The following is a 26,154-nucleotide window of genomic DNA, read 5'->3' as shown; positions in this document are numbered from 1 at the left end:
GCCTCGGATTCCGCCCGTCTCGCGGCGGCCTTGGACTGTGACGTCCGTCACGGTTTGGCGCCCGTCGACGCCTTGTGCAAGCGTCGCCGGGCGTCTCGCGCACCGGCCCCGCCCACCGGCAAGCCACGCACGCGGGCCCATTGTGACCAGCGGTTACGCGTCGCGAAGCCCTCGATCCCGGCGTCAATCCCCCTTCATCGGGCTGTCGCATATCGCCACCCCGCCCCAGGTGTCCTCCGGCATCAATTCGGGCTTTACCCTATGATCCCGGCTCCCGGACGCCTGCCGCCCGGCATCGTCCCGGATCTATTCCAAGAAATGGCATTCACCGATCCCTCTTCCTCCCCTGACGCCCGCCCGCTGATCGAGGTGAAGGGCGTGACTGTCGGTTATGGCGACCGGGTCATCCTGAAGGACGTCAACGTCACCCTGCCGCGCGGCAAGGTGATGGCGCTGATCGGATCCTCCGGCGGCGGCAAGACGACGCTGCTGCGGCTGCTGACCCGGCAACTGCGCCCGCAGTCCGGGCAAGTGCTGTTCGACGGGCAGGACCTGGCGCCGATGGACCAGACCCACCTCTACGCCCAGCGCCGGCGCATGGGCATGCTGTTCCAGTTCGGCGCTCTGTTCACCGACCTCAGCGTGTTCGAGAACGTCGCCTTCCCGTTGCGCGAGCACACCCGCCTGCCCGAGCCGATGATCCGCGACCTGGTCCTGATGAAGCTCAACGCGGTCGGCCTGCGCGGCGCCCGTGACCTGATGCCCAACGAGGTCTCCGGCGGCATGGCGCGCCGGGTCGCGCTGGCGCGTGCCATCGCGCTGGATCCCGACCTGGTGCTCTACGACGAGCCCTTCGCGGGCCTGGATCCGATCTCGCTGGGCGTCACCGCCCGCCTGATCCGCGACCTGAACGACGCGCTCGGCCTGACCAGCGTCATCGTCTCGCACGACATCCATGAAACCTTCGGCATCGCCGACCACGTGGTGATGGTCGCCAACGGCGGCGTCGTCGCCCAGGGCACGCCGGAGGAGCTGCGTCACAGCCAGGATCCGCTGGTGCACCAGTTCGTCAACGCCGAGTCCGACGGTCCGGTGCGCTTCCATCAGCCCGCCAAGCCGGTGCGCGAAGACTTCGGGCTGCCCCAGGAGATCTCCGCATGATCGGCCTCGCGACCTCCATCGGGCGCGGCCTGCGCCTGAAGCTCGGCGACTGGGGCTGGTCGGCGCGGCTGCTCGGCGCCCTGCTGCTGCACCTGGGCGCCTGCCTGCGCCGCTTCGCGCTGGTGCGCGAGCAGATCTATTTCCTCGGCAACCGCTCGCTGTCCATCATCGGCGTGTCCGGGCTGTTCGTCGGTTTCGTGCTGGCGCTGCAGGGCTACTACACCCTGCAGCGTTACGGCTCGGCCGAGGCCGTCGGCCTGCTGGTCGCCCTCAGCCTGGTGCGCGAACTGGGACCGGTGGTGGCGGCCCTGCTGTTCGCCGGCCGCGCTGGCACCTCGCTGACCGCCGAGATCGGCCTGATGAAGGCCGGTGAGCAGCTCAGCGCCATGGAGATGATGGCGGTCGACCCGGTGCAGCGCGTGCTGGCGCCGCGCTTCTGGGCCGGCTTCATCGCGATGCCCTTGCTGGCGGCGGTGTTCTCGGCCGTCGGCATCATCGGCGGCTGGCTGGTTGCCGTGCCGCTGATCGGCATCGATGCCGGTTCGTTCTGGTCGCAGATGCAAGGCGGCGTCGACGTGTTCAAGGACGTCGGCAACGGCTTCGTGAAGAGTGTCGTGTTCGGCGTGACCGTCAGCTTCGTCGCGCTGCTGCAGGGGTATGCCTGCAAACCCACCCCCGAAGGCGTGTCGCAGGCGACGACGCGCACCGTGGTGTTGTCCTCGCTGGCCGTGCTGGGCCTGGACTTCATCCTGACCGCCATGATGTTCTCGATCTGACGCGCGGCGCGCGGACCATCGAACCGACAACTGAAATCAAGAGTTCTTCTGGAGTTGCCTGATGCAATCCTCTCGTTATGACGCGCTGGTCGGGTTCTTCGTGCTGCTGGGCGGCGCGGCCCTGCTGTTCCTGGCCCTGAAGGCGGGCAACCTGCTGACGCTCAACTTCCAGGACACCTACACCGTCACCGCCAAGTTCGACAACATCGGCGGCCTCAAGCCGGGCGCGGCGGTCAAGAGCGCCGGCGTCGTGGTCGGCCGCGTGGGCAGCATCGCCTTCGACGACAAGAGCTTCCAGGCCCGCGTGATCCTGAACATGAACCAGGGCGTCGCGTTCCCCAAGGACAGCTCGGCCAAGATCCTCACCTCCGGCCTGCTGGGCGAGCAGTACATCGGACTGGAGCCGGGTGCGGAAGAAAAGAACCTCGCCGCGGGCGACATCATCACGCAGACGCAGTCGGCGGTGGTGCTGGAGAACCTGATCGGCCAGTTCCTCTATAACAAGGCGGCCGATGCCTCCGCGGCGCCGGCCTCGGGAGAGAAACAATGACCACCACCACGACCGGTCCCGCGCTCGGAGCGCGACGGACCGACCTCGCGGCCGCGCTGCTGAGCGCGGCGCTCCTGGGCGCCGCGGCGCCCGCGATGGCCCAGTTCCAGGCCGACCCGGCGATCGCGCCGCCACTGGACGTGACGCTGGCGACGCCGCTGGCCCTGTCGGCCCCCGTGCCGGCCGAACTGAGACAAGCCGCCGCCGACGTCGATGCCGCGGACAAGGCGGCGGTGAGCGCCGCGGACGAAGCATCGGCGCAAGGCCAGGATCAAGCCGCCTCGGCCTCGTCGGGTTCGGCCGCCGAGCCGGCCGCGGCGGGGCAGGCCGGTGCGGCCGCAGCCGCGGCGGATGCGCCGGCGCCGGGTCCGCGCGTGCGCAACCGCCTGGATCCCTGGGAAAGCTGGAACCGCAAGGTCTTCAACTTCAACGAGAAGCTGGACGAGCACGTGCTGCGCCCGGTCGCCACGGCCTATTCGGATCTCGTGCCGCAACCCGCGCGCCAGGCGGTCGACAACTTCTTCGGCAACTTCTCGGACGCCTGGTCGGCGGTCAACCTGTTCCTGCAGGGGCGCTTCAAGAACGGCGCGTCGCAGACGATGCGTGTCGCGGTGAACTCGGTGTTCGGCATCGCCGGCCTGATCGACATCGCCACGCCGGCGGGCCTGGAGAAGACCTCCGAGGACCTCGGTCGCACGCTCGGCTACTGGGGCGTCAAGACCGGGCCCTACATCGTGTGGCCGCTGCTGGGCCCGTCCTCGCTGCGGGACTCGGTGGCGCTGCCGGTCAACGCCTACTATTCGCCGGCCTATCTCTTCGATGACGGCGAATACAAGTTCGCGATCACCGCGCTGCAGGTGATCAACACCCGTGCCAACCTGCTGCGGGTGACCGACATGCTGGATGGCATCGCGCTGGACAAGTACACCTTCGTCCGCGACGCCTACCTGCAGCGTCGCAACATCAAGTCCCACAAGGAACAGCAGGAAGACGATGACGACGACTACGAAGTCATCACCCCGGACGAGAAGCCGGTCAACCCGCAGGGCGACCGCTGATCCTGGCAACAACCGGTAACGCCCGCGGGGGTGGCCGGTGAACCGGCACCGGACCTGCCACGTTGTGGGCCGGTCCGTGTCATGAAGAGAGAGAAAGGACAAGCATGAATGCCACCAAACGACTGCTGCTGAACGCGATCGTGTCGATCGCCGCGCTGAGCCCGCTGGCCTCGTTCGCCGCGGACAACTCGACGCCGGATCAACTGATCCGCCAGCTGTCCATCGAGACGCTGGACGCCGTCAAGAGCGACAAGGCGATCCAGGCCGGCGACGTCAACAAGGTCATGGAGCTGGTCAACACCAAGGTGATGCCGCACGTGGATTTCCAGCGCATCACCTCCTCGGCCGTGGGCCGCTTCTGGCGCCAGGCTACGCCCGAGCAGAAGCAGCGCCTGCAGGACGAGTTCAAGACCCTGCTGGTGCGCACCTATGCCGGCGCGCTGACCCAGGTGAAGGACCAGACCATCGCGATGAAGCCGATGCGCGCCGCGCCGGAGGACACCGAGGTGGTCGTGCGCACCGAGATCCGGGGCAAGGGCGATCCCATCCAGCTCGACTACCGCGTCGAGAAGACCGACGGCGGCTGGAAGATCTATGACGTGAACGTCCTGGGCATCTGGCTGGCCGACCAGTACCGCAACAGCTTCGCGCAGGAGATCAATGCCAAGGGCATCGATGGCCTGATCAAGTCGCTGGCCGAGCGCAACGCCCGCCCCGCGCCGGCCGCCTCCGCCGCCAAGAAGGGCTGAGGCGATGCTCAAGCTGCCGTCGCGGCTGCGCCTGGACAACGCGCCCGAGGAATGGGCGCGGCTCGAGGGCGCGCTGCGTGCCGAGCTGGCGCAGGTCGGCAACGCGGCCGGCCGCGGCATCACGCTGGACGCAAGCGGGCTGAACGACTTCGACTCCGCCGCGCTCAGCCTGCTGCTCAGCGCGCTGCGCTTGTGCGGCCAGGACGGCTGGCAGCTGACGCTGCAGCAGGCGCCGCGCGAGTTGCGTGAGCTGGCTCGGGTCTATGCGCTGGAGCATCTGTTCTGGCCGGACGTGGCGGTGCCCGCCGAGATGGCATGACGAGCCAGCACCAATGACGACGGGCCGCGATCAGCGGCCCGTCGGCTTTCTGGGTGGCCGCTTTCGGCGCCGGGCGCCGGGCGCCGGGTGCGGACCGGCCGCCTACTGCGCGTAGCGCTTGGTCCGCAGGTTGCGCTTGATCTCCTGCAGCATCGGCCGCAGGTTCTCGCCCAGGCGCAGCGCGACGCCGGTGGTCAGCACGTCCACCACGATCAGGTGCAGCAGCCGCGACACCATCGGGCTGTAGCGGTCGTAGTCCTCGGGGTGGTCGACGGCCAGCAGCACCTGACCGGGCAGCTGTCCCATCTGCGCCAGCGGGGAGCCACTGGCGGTGATGATGATGGTCGTCGCGCCCTTCTTGCGGGCGATCTCGGCGGCGTCCATCAGGTCGCGGCTGCGGCCCGAGTTGGAGATGACTACCGCGCAGTCGCCGCTGTCCAGCATGGTCGCGCTCATCAGCTGGACGTGGCCGTCACTGCACGCGAAGGTGTTCACCCCCAGGCGGAAGAACTTGTGCTGCGCGTCCTGCGCCACGATGCCGGAGTTGCCGACGCCATAGAACTCGATGCGGCGGTGCTGGCGCGCCGCCTCCGACAGCGCCGTGATGGCGCGCTCGAAGGCATGGCTCGCCGCGTCGTTGCGGTAATGGAGCAGCGCCGCCACCGCGTTGTCCACCACCTTGACGATCAGGTCGCCGGGCTTGTCGTCCTCGTCGACGGCGCGGTGCACGAAGGGCACGCCCTCGTTGACGCTGCCGGCCAGCTTCAGCTTGAAGTCGGCCAGCCCGTCGTAGCCCACGCTGCGGCAGAAGCGCACGACGGTGGGCTTGCTCACGTGCGAGCGGTCGGCGAGCTCGCTGACGGGCAGGTTCGCGAACGAGCGCGGATCCGCCAGCAGCAGCTTGGCGACCCGCTGCTCCGCCGGCGGCAGTGCCGGCAGCGCGGCCTTGATGCGTTCGAGCATGCTCATCGCGTCAGCATTCCTCGATCCACGAGTGGCCGTCGCGCGCCACCAGCGCGCTCGAGGCCGGCGGGCCCCAGCTGCCGGCGACGTAGGTGCGCGGGCCGGTGCTGTCCTGCTTCCAGAAGTTGAGGATGGGCTCGACCCAGCGCCAGGCCTGCTCCTGCTCGTCGCTGCGCACGAACAGGTTCAGGCGCCCGGCGATCGCGTCCAGCAGCAGCCGCTCGTAGGCGCCCACGCGGGTGTGGGCGAAGGCCTTGTCGAAGTCCAGGTCCAGCGATACCGGGCTCAGCGCCTCGTTGCTGGAGCCGCCCTTGTTGGCCATCAGCTGCAGCTCCAGGCCGTCCTCGGGCTGCAGCTTGATGATCAGCCGGTTGGGGCAGCTGCCGCCCGGGAAGATCGGATGCGGCACCGGACGGAAGTTGATGACGATCTGCGCGTCGCGCGCCGCCAGGCGCTTGCCGGTGCGCAGGTAGAAGGGCACGCCGGCCCAGCGCCAGTTCTGGATCTCGGTCTTGAGCGCGACGAAGGTCTCGGTGTGGCTGTCGGCGGGGATCTTGCCCTCGTCGAGGTAGCCCGGCACCTGCCTGCCATCGACATTGCCGGCGCGGTACTGGCCGCGCACCACGTCGCGTGCGACGCTCTCGGCGGTGAAGGGCTTGAGCGCGCGCAGCACCTTGAGCTTCTCGTCGCGGATGGCGTCGGCGTCGTTGGAGGAGGGCGCCTCCATCGCGATCATCGTCAGCAGCTGCAGCGCGTGGTTCTGGATCATGTCGCGCAGCGCGCCGGTGCCGTCGTAGAACGGCCCGCGGGTGCCGACGCCCAGGCCTTCGGCCAGCGTGATCTGGATGTTGGCGATGCTCTCGCGGCGCCACAGCGGCTCGAACAGCGCGTTGCCGAAGCGCAGCGCCATCAGGTTCTGCACCGAGGGCTTGCCCAGGTAGTGGTCGATGCGGAAGGCCTGCGTCTCGGTGAACACCGACCGCACCACGCGGTTGATCTCCTGCGCGCTCGCCAGGTCATGGCCCAGCGGCTTTTCCAGCACGACGCGCACCTTGTCGCCGTTCAGGCCGGCGGCGCCGAGCTGCTGGCAGATCTGGGTGAACAGGTGCGGGCTGGTGGCCAGGTAGAAGACCACGGTGTCGGCATTGCGCTCGCCCAGCCACTCCTTGAGGCGCGCGTAATGGTCCGGCTGCGAGAGGTCCATGCGGCGGTAATGCACCAGCTCGGAGAAGCGGGCGAACTCCTCGTCGTTGGGCCGCTTGCCGGCCTCGACCTCCTGGAAGCGCTCCTTGAGCCACTCGCGGTAGCGCTCATCGGACTGGTCGTCGCGCGCGACGGCCAGGATGCGGCCGCCCTCGGGCAGCTTGCCGTGCCGGAACGCCTGGAAGAGCGCGGGCATCAGCTTGCGCCAGGTCAGGTCACCGGTGCCACCAAAAAAGACGAGATCGAAGGACATGAGCGCGGCGCCCGCATCCGGGCGTAAGAGTTGTTGGCGATGTCTTGATGTAACGGAGTTACCGGAATTATGATGCCCCAGTTTCTTGGGCCGGTCAACGTGCGCGGAGCCTCCGGGCAGCGGACCACAAGCAGTTCTAATAGGGGGTTTCCCCGTCTGCGTCGAGGGGCAAAGCCCATACCCCGACGCGCTCCGTCCCGTTCCCGACCCTCCCAGGCGTCCACGCACATGAACCAGCTCGAACAACTCAAGGCTTTCACCACCGTCGTCGCCGATACCGGCAACTTCAAGCAACTGGCCCAGTTCACTCCGCGTGACGCGACGACCAATCCGTCGCTGATCCTCAAGGCGGTGCAGTCGCCCGACTATGCCCACCTGCTCGAGGACACCGTCGCCGCCAACAAGACCGATGCGCTGGACCTGGTGGTCGACAAGGTGCTGGTCGCCTTCGGCCTGGAGATCCTGAAGGTCGTGCCGGGCCGTGTGTCGACCGAGGTGGACGCGCGCCTGAGCTTCGACACCGTCGCGACGCTGGCCCGCGCGCGCCGCCTGATCCAGATGTATGAGGACGCCGGCATCGGCCGCGAGCGCGTGCTGATCAAGATCGCCTCGACATGGGAAGGCATCCAGGCCGCGCGCGAGCTCGAACTCGAAGGCATCCGCACCAACCTGACGCTGCTGTTCTCCTTCTGCCAGGCGGTGGCCTGCGGCGAGAACGGCATCCAGCTGATCTCGCCTTTCGTCGGCCGGATCTACGACTGGTACAAGAAGTCCGCCGGCGCGAACTGGGACGAGGCCGCCAACGCCGGCGCGAACGACCCCGGCGTGAAGTCGGTGACGGCGATCTACAACTACTTCAAGAAGCAGGACATCAAGACCGAGGTCATGGGCGCGAGCTTCCGCAACGTCGGCCAGATCCAGGCGCTGGCCGGCTGCGACCTGCTGACCATCAGCCCCGACCTGCTGGCCCAGCTGCAGGCCAGCGAGGCCCCGCTGACGCACGCGCTGGACGCGGACGCGGCCAAGGCGCTGGATTTGCCCAAGGTCTCCTTCAACGAAGCGGCGTTCCGCTTCGCCCTCAACCAGGACGCCATGGCCACCGAGAAGCTGGCCGAAGGCATCCGCCTGTTTGCCGCCGACGCCGGCAAGCTGGACCAGATGATCGAAAGCCTGCGATGACCGAGTCCCCGCGTTGCGACCGCAGCCCGACCTGGGCAGCCCTGCAAAGCCATTTCCAGCAATCCGGCCGCGCGTTCGACGTGCGCCAGGCCTTCGCGGCCGACCCGGGCCGTTTCGCGGCCTGGTCGCTGCAGGCGCCGGAGGTGTTCGCGGACCTGTCGAAGAACCGCATCGACGCCCGCACGCTGGAACTGCTGCTGCAGCTGGCCCGGGACGTGCAGCTCGAGTCGCAGCGCGAGGCGCTCTTCAACGGCGACCCCATCAATGCGACCGAGGGTCGCGCGGTGCTGCACACGGCGCTGCGCGCGCCGGCCGGCCAGGGACCGTTCTCGGATGAGGTGCAGGCCTCGCTCGATCGCATGCTCGCCTTTGCCGATCGCGTCCGTGACCAAGCCACCAGCGGCATCACCGATGTCGTGCACATCGGCATCGGCGGCTCGGACCTCGGTCCGGCGATGGTGGTGCAAGCCTTGCAGTCGTATGTGCCGGCGGGCCTGAAGCTGCATTTCGTCTCCAACGTCGACGGGCACGACCTGGCCCCAGTGCTGCGCGGCCTGGATCCGAAGACGACGCAGTTCATCGTCGCGTCCAAGACCTTCACGACGCAAGAGACGCTGGCCAACGCGATGGCCGCCAAGGCCTGGTTCCTGAACAGCGGCGGCACCGACATCGCGCGGCATTTCGCCGCGACGACCAGCAACGCCAAGGCCGCGGCCGAGTTCGGCATCGACACGACCTTTGGTTTCTGGGACTGGGTGGGCGGCCGCTACTCGCTGTGGTCGGTGATCGGCCTGCCGATCGCGATCGCAGTGGGCTCTGCGAACTTCCGCGCGCTGCTGGCCGGCGCGCATGCGATGGACCAGCACTTCCGCAGCGCGCCGCTGGAGAAGAATCTCCCCGTGCTGCTGGGCCTGCTGGACGTCTGGTACCGCAATTTCCATGGCTTCAGCAGCCGCTCGGTGGCGCCGTATCACCAGGGCCTGCGCCGGCTGCCGGCCTATCTGCAGCAGCTGGAGATGGAGAGCAACGGCAAGGGCGTCGACCGCGCCGGCGATCCGCTGAGCTTCGGCACCAGCCCGGTGGTCTGGGGCGAGGCCGGCACCAATGGCCAGCATGCCTACTTCCAGATGCTGCACCAGGGCACCGACGTGATCCCAGTCGAGTTCATCGCGGTGAAGACGCCCAACTTCGGTGACCACGTGCGGGGTGAACTGCTGGACAAGCTCAAGGACCAGCACGTCAAGCTGCTCGCGAACTGCCTGGCGCAGTCGCAGGCGCTGATGCAGGGCAAGACCGCCGAGGCCGCGCGCGCCGAGTCGGCACCCACCGCATCCAAGGATCTGGATCCCGAGGTGCTCGCCCGCCATCGCAGCTTCCCGGGCAACCGTCCGAGCACGACGCTGCTGCTGGACGCGCTGACGCCGTCGTCGCTGGGCGCGCTGATCGCGCTGTACGAGCACCGCGTGTTCGTCAGCGGCGCGATCTGGAACATCAACAGCTTCGACCAATGGGGCGTCGAACTCGGCAAGGCGCTGTGCAACAGCCTGCTGCCGCGCTTGAGCTCCGGCGACGCGACGGGCCTGGACGGCTCGACCGCCGGGCTGCTCGCCAAGGTGCGCGCCTGATCCCCTTCTCCCTCAGCAGTAGAGATCCTCACAGATGAAGATCGTGTTCGACTTCGGCGCGGTGCTGTTCCACTGGCATCCGCCGAGCTTCCTGGCCCGCGTCTGGGCCCATCGCGTTCCCGACGAGATCGAGGGCGCCGAGATCGCCAAGCACTTCTTCCAGGCCTACAGCGGCGACTGGGGCGCGTTCGACCAGGGGCTGATCGACGCGCCGACGACCGCCGATCGCATCCATGCCCGCACCGGCTGGCCGCGCGAGGAGATCGTGGCGGTGATGGACGCCGTGCCGTCGGAACTCAAGCTGATCGAGGGCACGGCCGCGTTGATCCGCGACCTGAAGGCGCAGGGGCACACGCTGCACTTCCTGTCCAACATGCCGGAGCCGTACGCGGACTATCTCGAGCAGACCTTCCCGCTGAAGGACTGGTTCGTGTCGGGCGTGTTCTCGGGCCGGGTGAAGGAGTCCAAACCGTCGAAGGCCATCTTCGATCTGGCGCTCGAGCAGTTCGGCGCGAAGGCGGACGAGGTGCTCTTCCTCGACGACCATCCGGCCAACATCGCGGCGGCGAAGGCACTCGGGTGGCACACCCACCTGTTCACGACGCCTGAGCTCGCTCGCCAGGATCTCGTGCGGCGGGAGTTGCTCCCCGCTTGAGACGCGCAATGAAGAACCGGCCCGAGGGCCGGTTCTTTCATTTGGAGGCGTCGTCCTCGTCAACGGTCGTCGGGGGCGCAGCCACCCGGAAGGACTCGTCGGACCAGTGGCCCAGGTCGATCTGCCGGCAGCGCTCGCTGCAGAACGGGCGCCAGAGGTTGTCCGGCGAGAACAGGCTGTCGCCGCCACAGGTCGGGCAGGGGACGATGCGCGGCGCCGGCGTGGCGGGAATGAATCGCTCGGTCATGACGGTACGGCTGTCAGGAACACAGGGTGAGTTCGAAGGTGGCGTCGACGGGTGCCGGTTTCAAGCGCCCGTCCTCGTCCTGGCGCATCAGGCGGATCGAGACCATCAGGCGGTGGCCGCTGATCTCCGGAATCAGCCCCAGGCTCGGATCGATGCGCATGCGCAGCAGCTGGAAGCTGCGACCCGGCGGCAGGCTCTGCTGGTACTGGCCGCCATGCGCCGCCACCTTGTGCGGCGAGCCACTGTCCCGCAGCAAGCCCAGCAGGACGTTGAGCGCCTCGGCCATCGGCATCAGCGTCTGGGCCCACTGCATGAGGTCATTGCGCCGGCGCACCGGCAGCAGTTGCTGCCAGGCGTAGTAGGCCGGCAGGTCGAATTCGCAGGTGCCGCCCGGGATGGAGATCCGGCTCCGGATGCTCATCAGCCATTCGTTCGTGGTGAGCGCATGGCCCGCCTTGCCCGGCAACTGGTTGAGCTTGTCGAACGCGGCGTCGATCCGGCCGACCACCTCGTCCAGCACCGCTTCCGAGACCGCGGGATTGCCGCGGTAGCCGTTGAACTGCGTGCGGTGGCGTTCCAGCTCCTTGAGCAGGTCGGCCTTCAGGTCGGCGCGCGAGGCGACATCCATGACCTCGAAGATGGTGGCCAACGCGAAGTGGTGATCCATCGCGGTGTCGCGCGCCATCAGCTGACCGAGCCGATCGAACAGGTGTTCGAGTCTGAGCATCGTGCGGATGCTCTCGTTGAACGGATATTCGTAGAGGACCAAGTCGACCATCCCTTTGCGGCAAGGGGCCATTGTTCCACAGTGCGCCGATGCATCACCCTGGCCGGGTGAGGGGTGGTCAGAACAGGGGACTGGTCAGCAGTTGGCCGACTTCTTCTCGCAGTTGCGACAGAGTCAGGCCGTCGTTGTGGATCACCGCATCGGCGGCGGCGCGACGCTGCGCCCGCGTCGCCTGCTGGGCGAGGATGGCCCGCACGGCGCCCTCGCTCAGGCCGGACCGGGCCATCACCCGGGCGATCTGGGTGGACTCGTCGCAGTCGACCACCAGCACGCGGTCCACGAGGCGTCGCCAGCGGCCCGACTCGACCAGCAAGGGCACGTCGAAGACGACCCGCTGGCCGGGCACGGCGAGCGCGGCCTGCCGCGCCGTCTCGGCGCCGATCATCGGATGCAGGATGCCTTCGAGCGCCTGTTTCGCAGCGGGATCGCGGAAGGCCAGGTCGCGCATCGCGGCGCGGTCCAGCGCGCCATCGCTGGCAACGAACGGTCGGCCGAACCAGGCTTCGATCGCCGCCATCGCGCCCCCGCCCGGGGCCGTCAATGCGCGCGAGATGGCGTCGGTGTCGACGAGCAGCGCGCCGCCAAGTTCCACCAGCGCGGCCGCGACGGTGCTTTTGCCGCTGCCGATGCCGCCGGTGAGTCCGATGCGCATGGGAGGCCCGGCGGACGGGATCAGATCGCCTGCAGACCGAGCCAGGCGGTGACTTCGGCGGTGCCGATCAGCAGCACCGCGAGCGCGCCGCCCGCCAGGAACGGGCCGAACGGGACATAGCGGCCCTCGCGCAAGCCGCCGCGCAGCTTGAGCGCGATGCCGACCACCGCACCGATCAGCGAGGCGAACAGCGCGACCGGCAGCACCATCTGCCAACCCAGCCACGCGCCCAGGGCGGCCAGCAGCTTGAAGTCGCCGTAGCCCATGCCTTCCTTGCCGGTGGCCAGCTTGAAGATCCAGTAGATCGACCAGAGCGACAGGTAGCCGGCCAGCGCGCCGATCAGCGCGTTCGGCAAGGACACCGGGATCCAGCCCGCATGCGCGGCGACCAGTCCGGCCCACAGCAAGGGCTGGTTGATGCTGTCCGGCAGCAGCGTCGTGTCCCAGTCGATCCCCGCCAGCGCCACCAGCGCCGCCGCGAAGCCGCAATAGAGCAAGGCGCTCGGTTGCGGGCCCAGGCGCCAGGCGATACCGGCGAACAGCAGGCCGGTCAGCAGTTCGACGAAGGGATACCGCGGCGAGATCGGCGCCTTGCAGGCGGCGCACTTCCCGCCCAGACGCAGCCAGCCCAGCAGCGGCAGGTTCTCGTGCCAGCGCAGGGCGTGACCGCAATGCGGGCAACGGGAGGCCGGCCGGATCAACGAGAACGCGGGCTGGCCGTCCAGGGCTTCCCGCAAGGGGGCGACGGAGGCGGCCAGTTGCCTGGCCTTGGCCTCATCCAGCCCCGCGTGAGTGCGCAGGTCGTCTTCCTGGGCCAGTTGGTCCGCGCAATCGGACAGCCAGGTCCGATGCAGCATCACCGGCGTCCGGTAGATGACCACGTTCAGGAAGCTGCCGACGCACAGGCCGATCAGGCCGAGATAAGCGGGCGACAGCAGCGCTTCCAGCAGGCTCTGGTCCAGCACTTACACCACCGCTCCGAGCTTGAAGATCGGCAGGTACATCGAGATCACGATGCCGCCGATCAGCGTGCCCAGGAACACGATGATGATGGGTTCCATCAGGCTGGACAGCGCCTTCACCGCGTCGTCCACTTCTTCTTCGTAGAAGTCGGCGGCCTTGCCGAGCATGTGGTCCAGCGAGCCGGACTCCTCGCCGATCGAGGACATCTGCAGGACCATGATCGGGAAGATGCCGGTCGTCTGCATCGAGGTCGTCAGCGACGCGCCGGTGGACACGTCACGCTGGATCTTCTCGGTCGCCTCGACGAACACCGCGTTGCCGGAGGCGCCGCCCACCGAGTCCAGCGCTTCCACCAGCGGCACGCCGGCGGCGAACATCGTTGCCAGCGTGCGCGTCCATCGCGCCACCGCCGACTTGTAGATCAGTTGGCCGAAGACGGGGATCTTCAGCAGCAGCCGGTCCATGAACTTCTGCATCTTCTCCGAGCGTTTCCAGCTCTGGAAGAAGAAGTAAAGGCCGCCGCCGATGACGCCGAAGATCAGCCACCAGTAGGCGACGAAGATCTCGGACATGGCCATCACGAACAGCGTCGGCGCGGGCAGGTCGGCGCCGAAGGACTTGAACACGTCCTTGAAGGCCGGGATCACGAAGATCATGATGACTGCCGTCACGACGAAGGCCACCACCAGCACCGCGATCGGATAGGTCAACGCCGACTTGATCTTGCCCTTCAGCGCGACGGTCTTTTCCTGGTAGATGGCCAGGCGGTCCAGCAGCGCTTCGAGAATACCGCCCTGCTCGCCGGCCTCGACCAGGTTGCAGTACAGCGCGTCGAAGTAGAGCGGATGCTTGCGGAAGGCCGCCGACAGCGAGGTGCCGGTCTCGACGTCCTGGCGGATGTCGGTCAGCAGCTTGGTCAGGCGGGGGTTGGGACTGCCCCGGGCGACGATGTCGAAGGCCTGCAGCAGCGGCACGCCGGCGCGCATCATCGTCGCCAGCTGGCGCGTGAAGACGGCGATGTCCTTCTGCTTGATGGACTTGCCGCCCGAGCTGCGCCGCTTCTTGACCTTGGTGACCAGGATGCCCTGGCGCCGCAACGAGGCGCTGATGACGGCTTCGCCGCCAGCGCGCATCTCGCCGCGCACGATCTTGCCGTTGCGGTCCTTGCCTTCCCACTCGAAGACGAATTCCTTGATGTTCTTGCTGGTCGCGCTCTTGCCGCTTGCGGTGGTCGTCGCCATATCACCTCCTGCCGTCGCGCCAGGGGACTGGCGCTCCCAATCTTTGATTCGTTCGAACGGTCCCGGTGGCCAGACGCCAGACGCGCGAACGCGGCGTCCGAGGACGCCGCGTCAGGTCGCCGGTGTCATTCGTTGGTGGCCGCCAGCACCTCTTCCAGTGTCGTGACGCCCGCCCGGACCTTGACCAGCCCGGACTGCCGCAAGTCCCGCACGCCGTCCGTGCGGGCCTGCTCGGCGATGTCCATGGCCGTTCCCTCGGACAGGATGATCCGCTGAATCGCCTCGCTGATGGGCATCACTTGGTAAAGACCGACACGGCCCCGATAACCATTGTTGCAATTCGAGCAGCCAACGGCGCGATAGGGCTTCCAGCTGCCGTCGAGTTCCTCCTCCGCGAACCCGGCACGGACCAGCGCCTCGCGCGGGTACTCGGCCGGCGCCTTGCAGTTTTCGCACAGCCGGCGGGCCAGGCGCTGGGCGGTGATCAGCAGGACGCTGGAGGCGATGTTGAACGGGGCCACGCCCATGTTCAGCAGACGCGTGAGGGTGGTGGGCGCGTCGTTCGTGTGCAGCGTCGACATCACCATGTGGCCGGTCTGCGCCGCCTTGATGGCGATGTCGGCCGTTTCCAGGTCGCGGATCTCACCGACCATGATGATGTCGGGATCCTGCCGCAGGAAGGCCTTGAGCGCCGCGGAGAAGGTCAGTCCCGCCTTGTCGTTGACGTTGACCTGGTTGATGCCGGGCAGGTTGATTTCCGCCGGGTCCTCGACGGTCGAGATGTTGGTGCCGGGCTGGTTCAGGATGTTCAGGCAGGTGTACAGCGACACCGTCTTGCCGGAGCCGGTCGGCCCGGTGACCAGGATCATCCCGTAGGGGCGGTGGATGCACTGCAGCAACCGCTCCTTCTCGATCTTCTCGTAGCCCAGGGCCTCGATGCCCAGCTTCGCCGACGACGGGTCCAGGATCCGGATCACGATCTTTTCACCGAACAGCGTCGGCAGTGTCGAGACCCGGAAGTCGATGGCCTTGGAGCCGAACTTCAGCTTCATCCGGCCGTCCTGCGGGACACGGCGTTCGGAGATGTCCAGCCGCGAGATGACCTTGATGCGCGAGGACAGCTTGTCCTTGATCGCGATCGGCGGCTGGGTGATCTCGCGCAGTTCGCCGTCGACGCGGAAGCGCACGCGGTAGTGGTATTCGAACGGTTCGAAGTGGAGGTCCGATGCCCGCATGTTGATGGCGTCGACCAGCATCTTCTGCAGGAAGCGCACGACCGGCGCGTCCTCCACGTCGGTGATGTCCTGCGACTCTTCCGGCGGCGGGGCGTCTTCCTCGGCGATGTCGAAGTCGAAGTCCTCGCCGGAGATCGCCTCCAGCGCCTCGGCCGTCGACGCGGCCGTGATGCCCAGCAGTTTCGCGAGCTTGTCGTGCTCGACGATGATCCATTCGGGGGTCAGCTGGGTCGCGAACTTGATGCGTTCGACCGCCTCCTGCTCCGTCGGATCGGCGCCGCCGATGAAGAGCCGGTTGCCCCGCCGTGCCAGCACGACGACCTGGTACTGGGTGGCCAGCTTGGCGTCGATGATGTTCTGCGGGAGCTTGTGCGCGTCGACCGCGTTCAGGTCCAGCAGCGGCAGCGCCAGCGCGTGCGAGAGCGTATGGGCCAGGTCCGAGGGCGACACGGTCCCCGATGCCATGACCGCGTTGACGAAGCTGGTCTTCTTCTCCCGCGCCAGCTTGACCAGGTCCTCGGCGGCCTGCGGCTTGAGCTTGCCGGCATGCACCAGCACGCGGGCAACGCCGGACAGGGCGGACTGAGGGGGTTCGGCCAATGTGGTGTCCACGGATATCGCCATCGGTTGGGTCTTGCCTGATGCCCGGCGCTGGCGCCGGAACGACCTCTCACTTTACCCCCTTGAACGAAGGGGTGACGCCGGGGATGCCCCGGGCATTCACTGAAGTCAGACGCTCCGTGCAATTTCGGCGTTGGGCACTGGAAATTGAGCGGGAAATGTGCGAAGGCGGGAAGGCTACCAGCGGAGTTTCAGCCCCACGCTGCCCTGCAGCGACGAGCTGAAACGCGACTCGCCGCCGATCGCCGCCACGTGGCCCATTTCGCCGTAGGCGCTGGCCGTCGGCGAAAGGGTCAGCGTGAAGCCGGCCGCGAGCTCTGCAGCGCTGGCGCTGGTGCCGGTGGCGAGGTCGGTCGTCCATGCCGGTCCGACGAACCGCGTGAGGTCGTGTCCGCCGCTCGTGCGGTACAGGTTGAGGCGCGCGTAGGGTTGCAGGCGGCCGGCGCCGGTGGCGACGTCGCCCTTGAGGCGCAGGCCCAGCCGGCCCGTCCATCGGCCCTGCGGTTGTTGCTGCACGGTGGCGCCGCTGATTTGTGCGTCGTCGAAGCGGCTCGCCTGATAGATCACCTGCGCTTGGGGCTCGAGGCTCCATCCGGCAGCGACGAGTTGCGACTTGCCGGCTTCGAGGGAGACCGTGACGCCACGGGCGCGGGCGGTCGAGTTCGTGTCGTCCTCCGGACGCACGCTGTAGCGATGGCGGCCGAACTGGAGCACGCCATCGGCATAGAAGCCATCCGGATCGCTCCAGGTCGCGTAGCCGCCGAGATGGCGCGACTGCAGGTCGGTGCTGCCGGCCCGCGCCTGGAGGCCGCCGAATCGGCCGTCCACGTCGGTCCGACCGTCCATCAGGCCGAGGAAGACGCCCGCGCGCCAGGCGCCGTTCACCAGCAGGTCAGTGCCGGCCTGCAGGCCGGAGACGTGTCCCTGACTCCGCGGGGTGATGTCGCCGGCCTGGCGGATGTCGAGGTCGCTGTAGACGGCGCGAGCCCAGGCGCGACGACCGGCGTCGCCGGTGTCGTCGCCCATGCGCCGGTGCAGGTTGCCCAACATGGCCAGGTCCGCCTGGCGCAGTTGCGCCGGCAATGCGGCAAAGAGCGCTGCATCGGTCCGGTAGGTCGAGCGCAGATACCAGTCTTCGCCGGCGCCAGTCGCATCGGCCGCCTGGAGCCTGTACCTGTACGCGCCGGCGTCCACATGGTCGCCGTCCAGCCTGAAGGCGTCCTTGCTGGTCTGGGCCGTCGTCGTGGCCCCGTTGATCGCCTCGACGATCCGGATGCCGTCTCCGGTGGTCGGGGCGCCCAGGCCGCCGACGTTGGTGATCCGCAGCGTGGTGCTGCCGCTCACCGTGCCGCCATCGGCCACGATGCGGTCGGTCTGCGAGTCAGAGCCGCCCAGCGCGGTGTGCAGCTGCACCGTGCCGCCCTGGCCGGCCCAGTTGCCCGCGACGGTCAGGGTGCGGGGGGTGAAGACCTGCTCGGGGTCGGGGGTGGCGATGTGGCCGGCGAGCTCGAGTCCGCTCAACGTGGAGTTGGCGGTCATCGTCCATTGGCTGGTGCCGTCGACGGTGAGATGGGCTCCCGCGATGCTGCCGGCGAGACGCGACGACTCGAGCAGGCGGGCGTTCAGGACACTGGAGGCATCGGCGGCGAGGTTGCCGTTCAAGGTGCTGCGACTTGCCGTTGCGGTGAACGTGCTGCCGTTGACGGCGCTGATCACGTTGCTTCCCGCGATGGCGGTGGCCGTGCTGTCGTTCAGGGTCAGCGCGCCGCCGGCGGCGCCCTCGGCGCGAACGAGGTCGCCCGACGCGTTGGTGATGACGAAGCGGTCGAAGCGGGCCTGCTGGGAAGCGCCCGGCGCGAAACCGATGGCGGTGCCCGCCGCGCTGATCGTGCCACCGCCGGTGGCTGCGATCGCGGCGTTGTCAGCGACGAGCAGCGCGCCGAAGCTGGTGGCGTCGTTCGTGGCGACATGCAGCGCTCCCGTCGCGTTGATGGCGCCGCCCAGGTCGGCCAGCAGGCCGGCCGCGTAGGACTCCGGGTTGCCGGCCGGAACATCCGCCCGCGTGACGCCGGTGACATGGATCGTCACCGCGCCGGCCAGGTTCACCTGCGACCCGATGTCTCTTGCCGAGACGCCTTGCCCATTGACGCCGCTGACATCGATCGTGGTGGTCGAGGAAGCGCCGGCATTCACGATGCCCGCGGTCACCGTCCGGATGCCGGATCCATTGAGGCTGCTGACGGTGATCGTGGTCGGGCCGTTGTAGGTGATGGTTCCCGCCGTCTTCACTTTCAGGCCCGAGGCCTGGAGGCCACTGGTGCTGAGGTTCGCTGCGCCGTTCAGCGTGACGGTTCCGCCGGTGTCGGCGACAACGGCGTCGGACCTCGAATCGCCCGCGGTGCTGACGGTCACATCGCCGTTGACGATCAATGTCCCGCCAATGGCGCGCAGGCCCGGCGAGTAGGCGCTGCCGCGGCCCATGGTGATCTGGGTCATGCCATTGAGCGCGATCGTGCTGCCGGCGTCCTGGACCAGGGCGCCGTGGTTGCCCGAACCGTTGGGCAGCGTGATCGTCAACGGCCCGTCGACCGTGATGGTCGCGCCGCCATCGGCGACGAGACCCTGATTGCCGCTGCCGGTGGGCGCGCGGCTGATGGTGGCGCCTCCCCGCAAGTTGACCTGCGAGCCGGCGCCGGTCGCGTAGGCGCCGGAACGGCCGTTGCTCGACAGGGTCACGGTGGTGGCCGTCGCGACATTGATCACGCCGCCGCCAACCGAGGACAGGGCGCCCATGCCGGAAGCGGCGCCGGCGCTCGAGTAGCTACCGCTGGCGGTGCAAGTCGTGCCGTCGCTCGCTTGCAGCCAGGCGCCGGCCGTGCCGGTGCATGCCGCGAAGGCCTCGTGGGGGGTGAATGCCGCGGCGATCAGCGCTGCGACAAGCATGCGGGAGGGGGCGCTGGCATCGGGGCCGGGCAACGAGAAGGAAGGGCGAGAGCCTTGCATGATCAGATCCTTGGCAGTGCGGACGGCGCTGCCGGCTGACCCTGGATATGCGCCCGTCGCAGGCCGTTGCCGCAGGGCGAATGTAGGGAGCGGACGGGGGCGTGTCCTGTCCGATTCCCAACGGTGCGATGTTGGTGCTGTCTTCGGTAGCAGGGGGCCGGGATCTGCCGCGGAACCCGGTGCGAGGCGGCGCAAGGTGCTGAATGCGTCGACGCGGAGCGCCGAAAAGGAAAAAGCCCAAGTGGTCGATCCACTTGGGCTTTTTTGAATCCTGGTCGGGGTGAGAGGATTCGAACCCCTCAGAATCGTCCCGATTTCTAAGTGGATCAACGACTTATCGCTGTCCAGTCAACGAGCCGATCCGGCGTTGGTTGACAAGGTTTGGACTTTAGCATGGCCGGATGCTTCAAGCCCTGATCGTCCTCGCTCTGATCCCTTTCGCCCTCATCGGGGCCTGTATCGCCATCCGCCTGGCCTGGGCCCTGGTGCCCTACGCTGCGGCGGGGATAGCTGGGCTGGTCACGGCCATCCTGATGGAGGGTACCCCCCAGCAGCGCAACGTCGCCTGGGTCGGGGCGCTCGTGACCCTCATAGCCCTCGCCTGGATCGTTCAGCGGTGGTCGGGTCGTCTGGGGCGTTGGTGATAGACCTAGATTTCTCCTAGGTTACTGCGGCTACCCCGCCCACTAAGGAGCTTTGGCAGCCGGTTGGACGCTTCATTCGCAACCTAAGCGGAGGCGTTGAGCGTGGAGGGCTGTAGTTACGGCGCAGTGCACTAGCGCCTTGAACATCAGTCCTTGTGCCGCTTGAGCAAGTCTGTGAAGAGTTTGGTGAACTCTTTCGCGAACTCAAGGTTCGGCAGAACAAGGTCGGAAGACCCTTTGCCGCCCTTGTCGCTATCCGGACCCGCCTTGGACTCGTCTGTGAGTCTGTGCGGGGTCATGGCGAACACCACCTTTGCGATCCCAAGCGTGATGATGCAGATCGCGACCACCAGGATGGAGATGACGGCAACGGTCGAGTACGCCAGCGACTTCAGACCAGTCGCAAGCAGTTCGTGAAGCGACTTGCGTTCCGTCGCAGCCAACTCAAGTGATGCGGAGGTCGCTTCAGAGGCGCTTGCCGCAGGGGCCGAGGCAGCATTCCCACGGGCGGGGATCCCGCGCTTCTCTACATTCGGCAGGGTGAAGGTGTCAGCCTGGGCAGGAGTTGAGGAAGACCACGGGCGTTCGGCCACCTTGATGAGCATTTCCTCAGCCTTGCCCAAGTGATTCTCGAAGCCCACCTTCACAACGCAGAACAGCAACAGCAGGAGCAGCAGTGCGACACCTCCCGCAAGGCCCAGCGCCATGAGTTGCAGGTAGCGGACTCGCTTGGATTCAGCAATGAACGCCGCCGCGAGGTTTAAAACCTTGCTCTCGGCTGCTTCATCGGCTGCAGTTGGTCCCTGGGGGAAGGGCCAACGCGGATCAGGCGCGTCTGCCGGTGGAGGCGGCGGAGGGGTGTTGCCACCCTGTTCAGATCCAGGCGGCGGAGGAACGTTCATTGGCTTAAGCCGAGATTGATCATCCGATAGCCCATTGCAGCCTGAGAGACGCCAAACAGAGTCGCTAGTTGCGGCACCGTGCTGTAGCCACGGCTCAGCGCCAGTCGGATCACATCAGCGGGCATCAGGATCTCCGCCGCGAACTGATTCGCAGCGCGTTCCTTCCAGTTGCCTGTAGAGGAACTCAGCATGTTCGATGTGTCGCGGGGAGAGGTCCCGTGGCCAAGAACATGATGGCCCAACTCATGGGCGATGGTGAACCGCTGCCGAGGCGCAGAATCGTTCACGTTGAAGATGATCCAAGGACGACCGGTGGTGTTCTTCGGGTCGTCAGTCGCAAAGTAGTGACCACTCCAGCCCATGTTTTGCTGTGGCTGAAGTCCCAAGCCCATCTGGGTAGCGATGGTGTCAACCCGAACCGGAAGTTGATGGTCCCAGTAGGTCCGCAGCACTTCGGCGGCGGCCGTGGACGGGGTCGCGAATGCTTGGTTGGACATAGGGGCCTCGGGGGTTAGTCGTCAGACTTCGACAGTGATTGTAGTGCGATGAAGCTGTTCGGCGGATAGCGATTCGGTTTTACAACGCCGTTCACGACACGTTGGCGCTCTTTGGTGAAGTTCAAGCGTGTGACCGGATACGGCGAGGGGCAGGTCCTTCGCCCCCCTCACCGAGGTGACCGCATTGGCAAAACGTGGCCCCCTGTTCGGGCTGAGGCCCCCCAGGGAGGGGTGGGCGTCGTTTTTCCGGCCGACGCACTCACCGCGAAGGTCGAACAACAAGAACAGCGGTCGAGGCTTTAGCGGGATTTTGGAAGTGGTCGGGGTGCCGGGGGGGCTACGAGAAACGGATAGAGCGTGACGGGCACTGCCGGTGCCCTATCCTCCGAGACCGGTAGCCTGGCGCTCTAGATGGCTTGCCGAGCTCACGCCCTCCGAATTTCGAGACTCCCTCCAAGGCATTGGTCCTGGCATATGCCTACGAGGCGCCTCGCCCAGATTCCTCCGCTTGGCCGGTGGTGGTCTGAAACTGAATGCCCTTTTGAAAGTAGTCGCGGTGATAGGCAACGAAGGCCGCCGTCGTGTCCATATCTCCTCCTTCTAACCGGGACAGCAAGTACGCCGCGAAGTCCTCCGTGTTAGTCATGGCCGCCAGCTTGTCCGGACGGATCTCGAAGAGGGCGTCGTGCGTCTTGCTATAGGGCGTGGGCGCGGTCTCAGCCAAGAACGCAGCCGTGTGCTTCCAAATATCGACGCAGAACCGTACGCAGTTCGCCGCAACCTCAGGACGAACGACGTCAGATGGTTTGTGGACCCCGCTGCCGTCGAATCTGATGTCCGAATACATCGAGGGCTCACGGCCATTCTGAAGAGCGACGATCACTTCCACCAGCGGCAGGATCTGATCCCTGGGATTTGCCATGCGGCGTATCCAAGGGAGAGTGGCGGCGTTCAGCTTCTGCTGGTGATCCGCGATGCTCTTCTGAAGCCGATTGGCAATCGCCGGGTTCGTGAGGTCCCTTCCTCGCCCTTCATGAGTGGTGTACGCCTTCCCGCACTCCTCAATCGCGGCTACGGCCAGGAAGTACGCACGGGCATGGTGGCCGTGGGCCAGAAGTAACTGAGCTTCCTGAGTCAGCTGCTCCGCATTCGAAAGCGCCGCCGCCGTGTAGTCCCTCAGTAGTTCGTCGGTGAGTCGGTGAACAGGACTTGATTTCTTCATGACCGTAGAGGAAGTCTTTGCTGGATTCTTGTGTCGATCTCGGGAGCTGACGGACTAGCTAGGAGCATGCTGTCGGAAAGGGGTCACTTGTTGACAGCGGGCATCCTGATCTTCCTCGGCCGGCTCCTGCCGCCCTACGCAGCCTTGTTCTACTCGCTGGTCATTGCGACGCTGATGATGAGCGGTCCGTACCGGGCTCACGTATGGATTTCTGTTTCCGCGACCCTGTGGTCGGTCGCGTGGATCAGGTGGCAATGGTGCGCGTCCACCAGACGCTGACGCTGCACTCAGGAACTCTTGATCCCGTATTTGGCGAGCACGAATCCAGCGAGTATCGCTATGACCGCCGTCACGCTTGCCTTCAGCCATTCGTTTTTCAGGCCGACCGCTGACCGCACTAGATCATATTTGGCACGTAGCTCAAATGTGTATGTCCACTGATAGAGCAGCCAATCCGAGCAGCCTAGCGAATCGCCTCCAATGCTGGATGTGGCCTTGAGTAGCACAAGGTAGCGTCGGGTTGCCTTCCGAACTACTCCAGGGGTCACATCGTTCGGATCGAGCGGCCCCATCAGGATCAGCTCGGTCTCGCTCGGGGTGCTTCGCTCGGATCGTCTCGGGGTCACCAGGAAGAATACGTGTCCCGTTGAGGATTGCGAAGCCACCAGTTCGCCGCCTTCTTCGAGTACCTTTCGGTCTGTGTGGGGATAGGCTGGTTCCCAGGGCGCATGCTCCTTGCGATTCACGACGCCGACATACGTTTTTGATGCCCGAAGCTGAATAACTTCCTCATTTGGCGTCTGGACGTGGTCCAACTGGAACTGAAAGGGAAACCCGATTTCCCGCGCTACCCTGAATACGGCATTGAAGCCTTCGTAAATCCTCGGGGCGGCAACATGTCGCCAGTTGATTCGGCGATAGTCCAACAGCAGTTCAGACCTTTTCAGTTGCCGGTCCGCGCGGTCGAGCATCTGCCTCAACTTTCCCTCTTCTGCCGTGTCTCGCATCTTGGCTCCGCTGACCCTATTCGAATGCTGCATCATGCCGCTACCAGTGCTGGCGACCTCTTTGAACCCGATCACCGCCGGTCATCGCGAGACTGCCTGAGACACCTTCCCCACGCCCGGGCCCGCCCCTCCCGGGGCGCCGCTATAGCAAAACAGGCCCCCCCCTTTTTCGTGGCCACACCCCTGCCACCCCGGGGGGGGCTACCTCGGATTCGTTTCGATTTCTCCAGGCGACGCACTCACCGTGAAGGTCGAACAACAACAACAGCGGTCGAGGCTTTACCTGCCTTTTTGAAGTCGGGAGGGTGCCGGGGGGTAGGGGGTTACATGGCGAACCGAATCGAAATTCCCACAGAACCGGCCCGGAGGTCCAGCCCCGACGACCGGCCGGCGACGACCGAGAGCCAGCACGTCCAGACCCCCAGCGGAACTCGGTAAATCGAATCGGGGCATTTGCTCCAAGACATTCGCCGAGCAAGGGGTCCGACTCGTAACTACAGGCCGAGTTGCTTCGTCACCCAAGCCTTCCCAGCTTCCGCCTGCATCGATGCCCAATCGGGGAATGACGAAACCGAACGAATGTACTCATCCCATTTATCGTCGGGGATCGCTTTGAAGTCCTCGGTTGTCTTGATGTCGAAGCCGCTACCGTCGAACAACTCGTCCGCATTGGCAAAGCGCGTGTGCTTGGCGACGAACGCAGGCGTGAGCAACTCGTTCAACGCGACTGAGTGAGTGCCGTCTAGCTTCTTCGCGTTGTCGGCCAGCGTATTCAGGCGCTTCGTAAGTGCATCCAGGCCGGTTACCTTGAGCATTTGATGATCTCCCCGTGACTTGGTACAGGAAGAATACCTCTACGGAACGGTTCAGTGTCTGCGGTTGAATTGCGCCTCGTGCCTTTCGACGTGCGTGATCTTGGCTCAAACGGCCAAGTACCGCTTCACTGTTGCCGTGGACAGCTTGAAGTGGTCCGCAGTGGCCGCGATGCTGGCGCCGTTCGCCTCCCTCCAGGTTTTCACCTCGACCGGATCACCACCCATCGGACGCCCCAAGGACGCCTTACCCCTGTGGGTCTTGCCCGTCGCGGCCAGCGATGCCTTCGCAGTTGCCCGACCGGCCGCAGTGCGCTCGTTGATCCGGTTGCGCTCCATGTCGGCCACCTGAGCCAGGACCGCCAGGATCAGTTCTCCGACACCCCTAGCGATGGTCCCCAGGCCGTGGACCTCCACGGTGACCCCACGCGCCAGCAGCGCCCGCACGGTCGCCTGGACATCCAGGGCATCCCGGCCCAGGCGGTCCACAGCGTAGACGTGGAGCGAGTCGCCTTCGCGGACGTAGGTCAGCAGTTGTGAGAAGCCGGGGCGCTGGGCCGCTGGAATGGCGCCGCTGACGCCCTCGTCGCGGAATTCCTTGTCAAAGCTCTGGCCCTGGCTCAGGGCATGCCGTTGAGCCTCGGTGCTCTGGTCATTGCTGGACACTCGGTAGTAAGCGATGCGGGCCATGCCTCGGTATCAAAAGTTGATTGTGAATTATGAGCCAGGCTCAAAAATGGTGTCAACTATGAATGAGCCAACCAGAAGAGGCTTAGCTGCCCCTGGCTCAGAACGTACAAGTTCTGGCCTACGGTGACTGTTATCTGAGCCCTGGATCCAAGCGGTTAGGGGCGAACGCAAGACGGCTCCTGCCAGTTTGCCGAGCTAGAGTTCCTGCTTATGAGTGAGCCCTCTTCCCCCGAAGACCTGAAACTACCCGGCGTGTTCCGCTATGGAGCCTTCTACGACCTGTTGGCCGACGCGGCCTTCCAGCACAAGCACGCGGCGAACGCAGCCGAAGCGGCAGACGGCTATTCCAGTCAACGGTTCGCGCGAGCGTCGATCCTGGCGTCCGCACTTGGTGTCGAGTGCGCGGCGAACTGCCTGATGGCGACCCTGGACATTCCCAAGGCGCTGTTGGAAGAGCTGGACCGCATGCCGCCGCTCGCGAAGATCGACGCATGCCTGCGTCTGCGCGGCCTACCCTCAATCGCATACGGAATGAGAGAGGTCCAGGCAATTCGGGAACTCGTGACGATCCGGAATCAACACGTCCATCCCAGGGCGACGAATCTCCCTGCCGAACTAAGCACGCCGCAAGACGCGGACACGCACTGGATGCTGCCAATGTCCTTGGAAGGCGAGTACTGGCCGATCCTGAAGATCCCCAAACAGCCAATGTTCTGGTCTAACGAGAGTTCTCAGGCTGTCCTCCAGGCGGTCACGAGCTTCCATCGCTACCTATTCCAGACGTTGATGGCAATCAACGACGACGATCTCCAGAAGATGCTGAGTTCTCGCCTTGAAGTGGGTGAGATGCACATGATGGCGGTCTTCGATGAGATCCGTCTTGAACTGGAAGGCGCGAAGCAATGGGGTGCGGATCTGGAGTTCCTGGGGGTGTTTCTCCCCCCCGGGTCAGCGCCGCTCCCGCCTTTCCACCCACGAAAGTCGGATTAACACGTCCGTGCGATAGAGCGACGGCGCTCGACAGAAGAATGAGTTGCGCCTGGAGTACGCCGATGAAGGGAAAGACGGCCCCTTACGCCCCTCCATCGAGTCCTTCACCGGCCATGCCGCGTGTCCCTGGCATCCAACGCGGGTCGGGGC

At 66.1% G+C, this 26,154-nt stretch carries 26 protein-coding genes; 11 read left to right on the top strand and 15 right to left on the bottom strand.

Going from position 1 to position 26,154, the window contains the following annotated elements:
- Positions 1 to 318 precede the first annotated feature (318 nt).
- The 6 genes from FHT38_RS18925 (at position 319) to FHT38_RS18900 (ending at position 4,613) form a co-directional block, all read left to right on the top strand.
- A complete protein-coding gene (locus tag FHT38_RS18925; protein ID WP_183492881.1) occupies positions 319 to 1,161 on the top strand; it encodes an ABC transporter ATP-binding protein in 843 nt (280 codons plus the stop codon).
- Positions 1,158 to 1,937, top strand: coding sequence for a lipid asymmetry maintenance ABC transporter permease subunit MlaE (mlaE, locus tag FHT38_RS18920; RefSeq protein ID WP_183482516.1), 780 nt, complete (start codon positions 1,158 to 1,160; stop codon positions 1,935 to 1,937). Before FHT38_RS18925 ends, mlaE begins: the two co-directional genes overlap by 4 nt.
- 61 nt (positions 1,938 to 1,998) lie before the next feature.
- Positions 1,999 to 2,487 carry an outer membrane lipid asymmetry maintenance protein MlaD gene (gene mlaD / locus FHT38_RS18915; protein ID WP_091727179.1) on the top strand — a complete coding sequence of 163 codons (489 nt, stop codon included), beginning with the start codon at positions 1,999 to 2,001 and terminating at the stop codon, positions 2,485 to 2,487.
- A complete protein-coding gene (locus FHT38_RS18910) occupies positions 2,484 to 3,545 on the top strand; it encodes a VacJ family lipoprotein (RefSeq protein ID WP_183492880.1) in 1,062 nt (353 codons plus the stop codon). Before mlaD ends, FHT38_RS18910 begins: the two co-directional genes overlap by 4 nt.
- 104 nt (positions 3,546 to 3,649) lie before the next feature.
- A complete protein-coding gene (locus FHT38_RS18905) occupies positions 3,650 to 4,294 on the top strand; it encodes a phospholipid-binding protein MlaC (RefSeq protein WP_091727170.1) in 645 nt (214 codons plus the stop codon).
- 4 nt (positions 4,295 to 4,298) lie between these two features.
- Positions 4,299 to 4,613 (top strand): STAS domain-containing protein, encoded by a 315-nt coding sequence (locus tag FHT38_RS18900; RefSeq protein WP_183492879.1) that lies wholly within the window; start codon positions 4,299 to 4,301, stop codon positions 4,611 to 4,613.
- A 102-nt stretch (positions 4,614 to 4,715) separates the two neighbouring features.
- Here the strand turns inward: FHT38_RS18900 and FHT38_RS18895 are convergent, their stop codons facing one another.
- Both FHT38_RS18895 and zwf read right to left on the bottom strand, forming a co-directional pair.
- A complete protein-coding gene (locus tag FHT38_RS18895) occupies positions 4,716 to 5,576 on the bottom strand; it encodes a MurR/RpiR family transcriptional regulator (RefSeq protein WP_183483032.1) in 861 nt (286 codons plus the stop codon).
- A 10-nt stretch (positions 5,577 to 5,586) separates the two neighbouring features.
- On the bottom strand, positions 5,587 to 7,032 hold the full coding sequence (gene zwf, locus FHT38_RS18890; protein WP_183482512.1) for a glucose-6-phosphate dehydrogenase: 1,446 nt from the start codon (positions 7,030 to 7,032) through the stop codon (positions 5,587 to 5,589).
- A 228-nt stretch (positions 7,033 to 7,260) separates the two neighbouring features.
- Here zwf and tal point away from each other — a divergent pair, with 228 nt between their 5' ends.
- From tal to FHT38_RS18875, 3 genes are read left to right on the top strand one after another with little or no spacing between them, the layout of a single operon-like run.
- Positions 7,261 to 8,211 (top strand): transaldolase, encoded by a 951-nt coding sequence (gene tal, locus FHT38_RS18885; RefSeq protein WP_147240035.1) that lies wholly within the window; start codon positions 7,261 to 7,263, stop codon positions 8,209 to 8,211.
- Positions 8,208 to 9,836, top strand: coding sequence for a glucose-6-phosphate isomerase (gene pgi / locus FHT38_RS18880; protein WP_183492878.1), 1,629 nt, complete (start codon positions 8,208 to 8,210; stop codon positions 9,834 to 9,836). The genes tal and pgi overlap by 4 nt, the downstream gene beginning before the upstream one ends.
- Before the next feature lie 34 nt (positions 9,837 to 9,870).
- Positions 9,871 to 10,491, top strand: coding sequence for an HAD family hydrolase (locus FHT38_RS18875; protein ID WP_183492877.1), 621 nt, complete (start codon positions 9,871 to 9,873; stop codon positions 10,489 to 10,491).
- A 37-nt stretch (positions 10,492 to 10,528) separates the two neighbouring features.
- On the opposite strand, the gene FHT38_RS18870 is transcribed toward FHT38_RS18875, so the two are convergent.
- The 7 genes from FHT38_RS18870 to FHT38_RS18840 all read right to left on the bottom strand — a co-directional run bounded on the left by FHT38_RS18870 (position 10,529) and on the right by FHT38_RS18840 (position 19,435).
- Complete coding sequence (locus FHT38_RS18870; protein ID WP_091727156.1) at positions 10,529 to 10,738, bottom strand: DNA gyrase inhibitor YacG; 210 nt, start codon at positions 10,736 to 10,738, stop codon at positions 10,529 to 10,531.
- A 13-nt stretch (positions 10,739 to 10,751) separates the two neighbouring features.
- The gene (gene zapD, locus FHT38_RS18865; protein ID WP_091731524.1) at positions 10,752 to 11,507 is read right to left on the bottom strand and encodes a cell division protein ZapD; all 756 of its coding nucleotides are present in this window, start codon (positions 11,505 to 11,507) and stop codon (positions 10,752 to 10,754) included.
- 76 nt (positions 11,508 to 11,583) lie between these two features.
- Positions 11,584 to 12,177 (bottom strand): dephospho-CoA kinase, encoded by a 594-nt coding sequence (gene coaE, locus FHT38_RS18860; RefSeq protein ID WP_091727154.1) that lies wholly within the window; start codon positions 12,175 to 12,177, stop codon positions 11,584 to 11,586.
- 20 nt (positions 12,178 to 12,197) lie between these two features.
- Positions 12,198 to 13,139: an A24 family peptidase gene (locus tag FHT38_RS18855; RefSeq protein WP_255488942.1), complete on the bottom strand. Its 942-nt coding sequence runs from the start codon at positions 13,137 to 13,139 to the stop codon at positions 12,198 to 12,200.
- Between the two features lie 3 nt (positions 13,140 to 13,142).
- The gene (locus FHT38_RS18850; RefSeq protein ID WP_147240031.1) at positions 13,143 to 14,381 is read right to left on the bottom strand and encodes a type II secretion system F family protein; all 1,239 of its coding nucleotides are present in this window, start codon (positions 14,379 to 14,381) and stop codon (positions 13,143 to 13,145) included.
- Between the two features lie 125 nt (positions 14,382 to 14,506).
- The gene (gene pilB / locus FHT38_RS18845; protein ID WP_183492876.1) at positions 14,507 to 16,240 is read right to left on the bottom strand and encodes a type IV-A pilus assembly ATPase PilB; all 1,734 of its coding nucleotides are present in this window, start codon (positions 16,238 to 16,240) and stop codon (positions 14,507 to 14,509) included.
- 174 nt (positions 16,241 to 16,414) lie between these two features.
- On the bottom strand, positions 16,415 to 19,435 hold the full coding sequence (locus FHT38_RS18840) for an autotransporter outer membrane beta-barrel domain-containing protein (protein ID WP_183492875.1): 3,021 nt from the start codon (positions 19,433 to 19,435) through the stop codon (positions 16,415 to 16,417).
- Positions 19,436 to 19,641: 206 nt separating this feature from the next.
- On the opposite strand from FHT38_RS18840, the gene FHT38_RS18835 reads away from it, so the two are divergent.
- On the top strand, positions 19,642 to 19,884 hold the full coding sequence (locus FHT38_RS18835; RefSeq protein WP_183492874.1) for a hypothetical protein: 243 nt from the start codon (positions 19,642 to 19,644) through the stop codon (positions 19,882 to 19,884).
- Between the two features lie 146 nt (positions 19,885 to 20,030).
- Here the strand turns inward: FHT38_RS18835 and FHT38_RS18830 are convergent, their stop codons facing one another.
- From FHT38_RS18830 to FHT38_RS18805, 6 genes are all read right to left on the bottom strand, one after another.
- A complete protein-coding gene (locus FHT38_RS18830; RefSeq protein WP_183492873.1) occupies positions 20,031 to 20,786 on the bottom strand; it encodes a hypothetical protein in 756 nt (251 codons plus the stop codon).
- Positions 20,783 to 21,283, bottom strand: coding sequence for an ImmA/IrrE family metallo-endopeptidase (locus tag FHT38_RS18825; protein WP_183492872.1), 501 nt, complete (start codon positions 21,281 to 21,283; stop codon positions 20,783 to 20,785). Before FHT38_RS18825 ends, FHT38_RS18830 begins: the two co-directional genes overlap by 4 nt.
- 478 nt (positions 21,284 to 21,761) lie before the next feature.
- Positions 21,762 to 22,505 (bottom strand): AbiV family abortive infection protein, encoded by a 744-nt coding sequence (locus tag FHT38_RS18820; RefSeq protein ID WP_183492871.1) that lies wholly within the window; start codon positions 22,503 to 22,505, stop codon positions 21,762 to 21,764.
- A gap of 287 nt (positions 22,506 to 22,792) precedes the next feature.
- The gene (locus tag FHT38_RS18815) at positions 22,793 to 23,485 is read right to left on the bottom strand and encodes a hypothetical protein (protein WP_221213994.1); all 693 of its coding nucleotides are present in this window, start codon (positions 23,483 to 23,485) and stop codon (positions 22,793 to 22,795) included.
- Positions 23,486 to 24,006: 521 nt separating this feature from the next.
- Positions 24,007 to 24,327 carry a hypothetical protein gene (locus tag FHT38_RS18810; RefSeq protein WP_183492869.1) on the bottom strand — a complete coding sequence of 107 codons (321 nt, stop codon included), beginning with the start codon at positions 24,325 to 24,327 and terminating at the stop codon, positions 24,007 to 24,009.
- Positions 24,328 to 24,432: 105 nt separating this feature from the next.
- Entirely contained in the window at positions 24,433 to 25,014 is a 582-nt protein-coding gene (locus FHT38_RS18805) for a recombinase family protein (RefSeq protein ID WP_183492868.1), read from the bottom strand.
- 210 nt (positions 25,015 to 25,224) lie between these two features.
- Here FHT38_RS18805 and FHT38_RS18800 point away from each other — a divergent pair, with 210 nt between their 5' ends.
- Positions 25,225 to 26,004 carry a hypothetical protein gene (locus tag FHT38_RS18800; protein ID WP_183492867.1) on the top strand — a complete coding sequence of 260 codons (780 nt, stop codon included), beginning with the start codon at positions 25,225 to 25,227 and terminating at the stop codon, positions 26,002 to 26,004.
- The last annotated feature ends 150 nt before the right edge of the window (positions 26,005 to 26,154 follow it).

The sequence above is a fragment of the Mitsuaria sp. BK041 genome (assembly GCF_014193085.1).
Classification (GTDB): Bacteria; Pseudomonadota; Gammaproteobacteria; order Burkholderiales; family Burkholderiaceae_C; genus Roseateles.
Note: the sequence above shows the minus strand (reverse complement) of the source record. Positions and strands in the feature narration are given on the sequence as shown.

Coding starts and splice junctions, on each gene's coding strand:
- FHT38_RS18925 (WP_183492881.1), top strand. CDS start 319: ATGGCATTCACCGATCCCTCTTCCTCCCCTGACGCCCGCCCGCTGATC.
- mlaE (WP_183482516.1), top strand. CDS start 1,158: ATGATCGGCCTCGCGACCTCCATCGGGCGCGGCCTGCGCCTGAAGCTC.
- mlaD (WP_091727179.1), top strand. CDS start 1,999: ATGCAATCCTCTCGTTATGACGCGCTGGTCGGGTTCTTCGTGCTGCTG.
- FHT38_RS18910 (WP_183492880.1), top strand. CDS start 2,484: ATGACCACCACCACGACCGGTCCCGCGCTCGGAGCGCGACGGACCGAC.
- FHT38_RS18905 (WP_091727170.1), top strand. CDS start 3,650: ATGAATGCCACCAAACGACTGCTGCTGAACGCGATCGTGTCGATCGCC.
- FHT38_RS18900 (WP_183492879.1), top strand. CDS start 4,299: ATGCTCAAGCTGCCGTCGCGGCTGCGCCTGGACAACGCGCCCGAGGAA.
- FHT38_RS18895 (WP_183483032.1), bottom strand. CDS start 5,576: ATGCTCGAACGCATCAAGGCCGCGCTGCCGGCACTGCCGCCGGCGGAG.
- zwf (WP_183482512.1), bottom strand. CDS start 7,032: ATGTCCTTCGATCTCGTCTTTTTTGGTGGCACCGGTGACCTGACCTGG.
- tal (WP_147240035.1), top strand. CDS start 7,261: ATGAACCAGCTCGAACAACTCAAGGCTTTCACCACCGTCGTCGCCGAT.
- pgi (WP_183492878.1), top strand. CDS start 8,208: ATGACCGAGTCCCCGCGTTGCGACCGCAGCCCGACCTGGGCAGCCCTG.
- FHT38_RS18875 (WP_183492877.1), top strand. CDS start 9,871: ATGAAGATCGTGTTCGACTTCGGCGCGGTGCTGTTCCACTGGCATCCG.
- FHT38_RS18870 (WP_091727156.1), bottom strand. CDS start 10,738: ATGACCGAGCGATTCATTCCCGCCACGCCGGCGCCGCGCATCGTCCCC.
- coaE (WP_091727154.1), bottom strand. CDS start 12,177: ATGCGCATCGGACTCACCGGCGGCATCGGCAGCGGCAAAAGCACCGTC.
- FHT38_RS18850 (WP_147240031.1), bottom strand. CDS start 14,381: ATGGCGACGACCACCGCAAGCGGCAAGAGCGCGACCAGCAAGAACATC.
- pilB (WP_183492876.1), bottom strand. CDS start 16,240: ATGGCGATATCCGTGGACACCACATTGGCCGAACCCCCTCAGTCCGCC.
- FHT38_RS18835 (WP_183492874.1), top strand. CDS start 19,642: ATGCTTCAAGCCCTGATCGTCCTCGCTCTGATCCCTTTCGCCCTCATC.
- FHT38_RS18830 (WP_183492873.1), bottom strand. CDS start 20,786: ATGAACGTTCCTCCGCCGCCTGGATCTGAACAGGGTGGCAACACCCCT.
- FHT38_RS18825 (WP_183492872.1), bottom strand. CDS start 21,283: ATGTCCAACCAAGCATTCGCGACCCCGTCCACGGCCGCCGCCGAAGTG.
- FHT38_RS18820 (WP_183492871.1), bottom strand. CDS start 22,505: ATGAAGAAATCAAGTCCTGTTCACCGACTCACCGACGAACTACTGAGG.
- FHT38_RS18810 (WP_183492869.1), bottom strand. CDS start 24,327: ATGCTCAAGGTAACCGGCCTGGATGCACTTACGAAGCGCCTGAATACG.
- FHT38_RS18805 (WP_183492868.1), bottom strand. CDS start 25,014: ATGGCCCGCATCGCTTACTACCGAGTGTCCAGCAATGACCAGAGCACC.
- FHT38_RS18800 (WP_183492867.1), top strand. CDS start 25,225: ATGAGTGAGCCCTCTTCCCCCGAAGACCTGAAACTACCCGGCGTGTTC.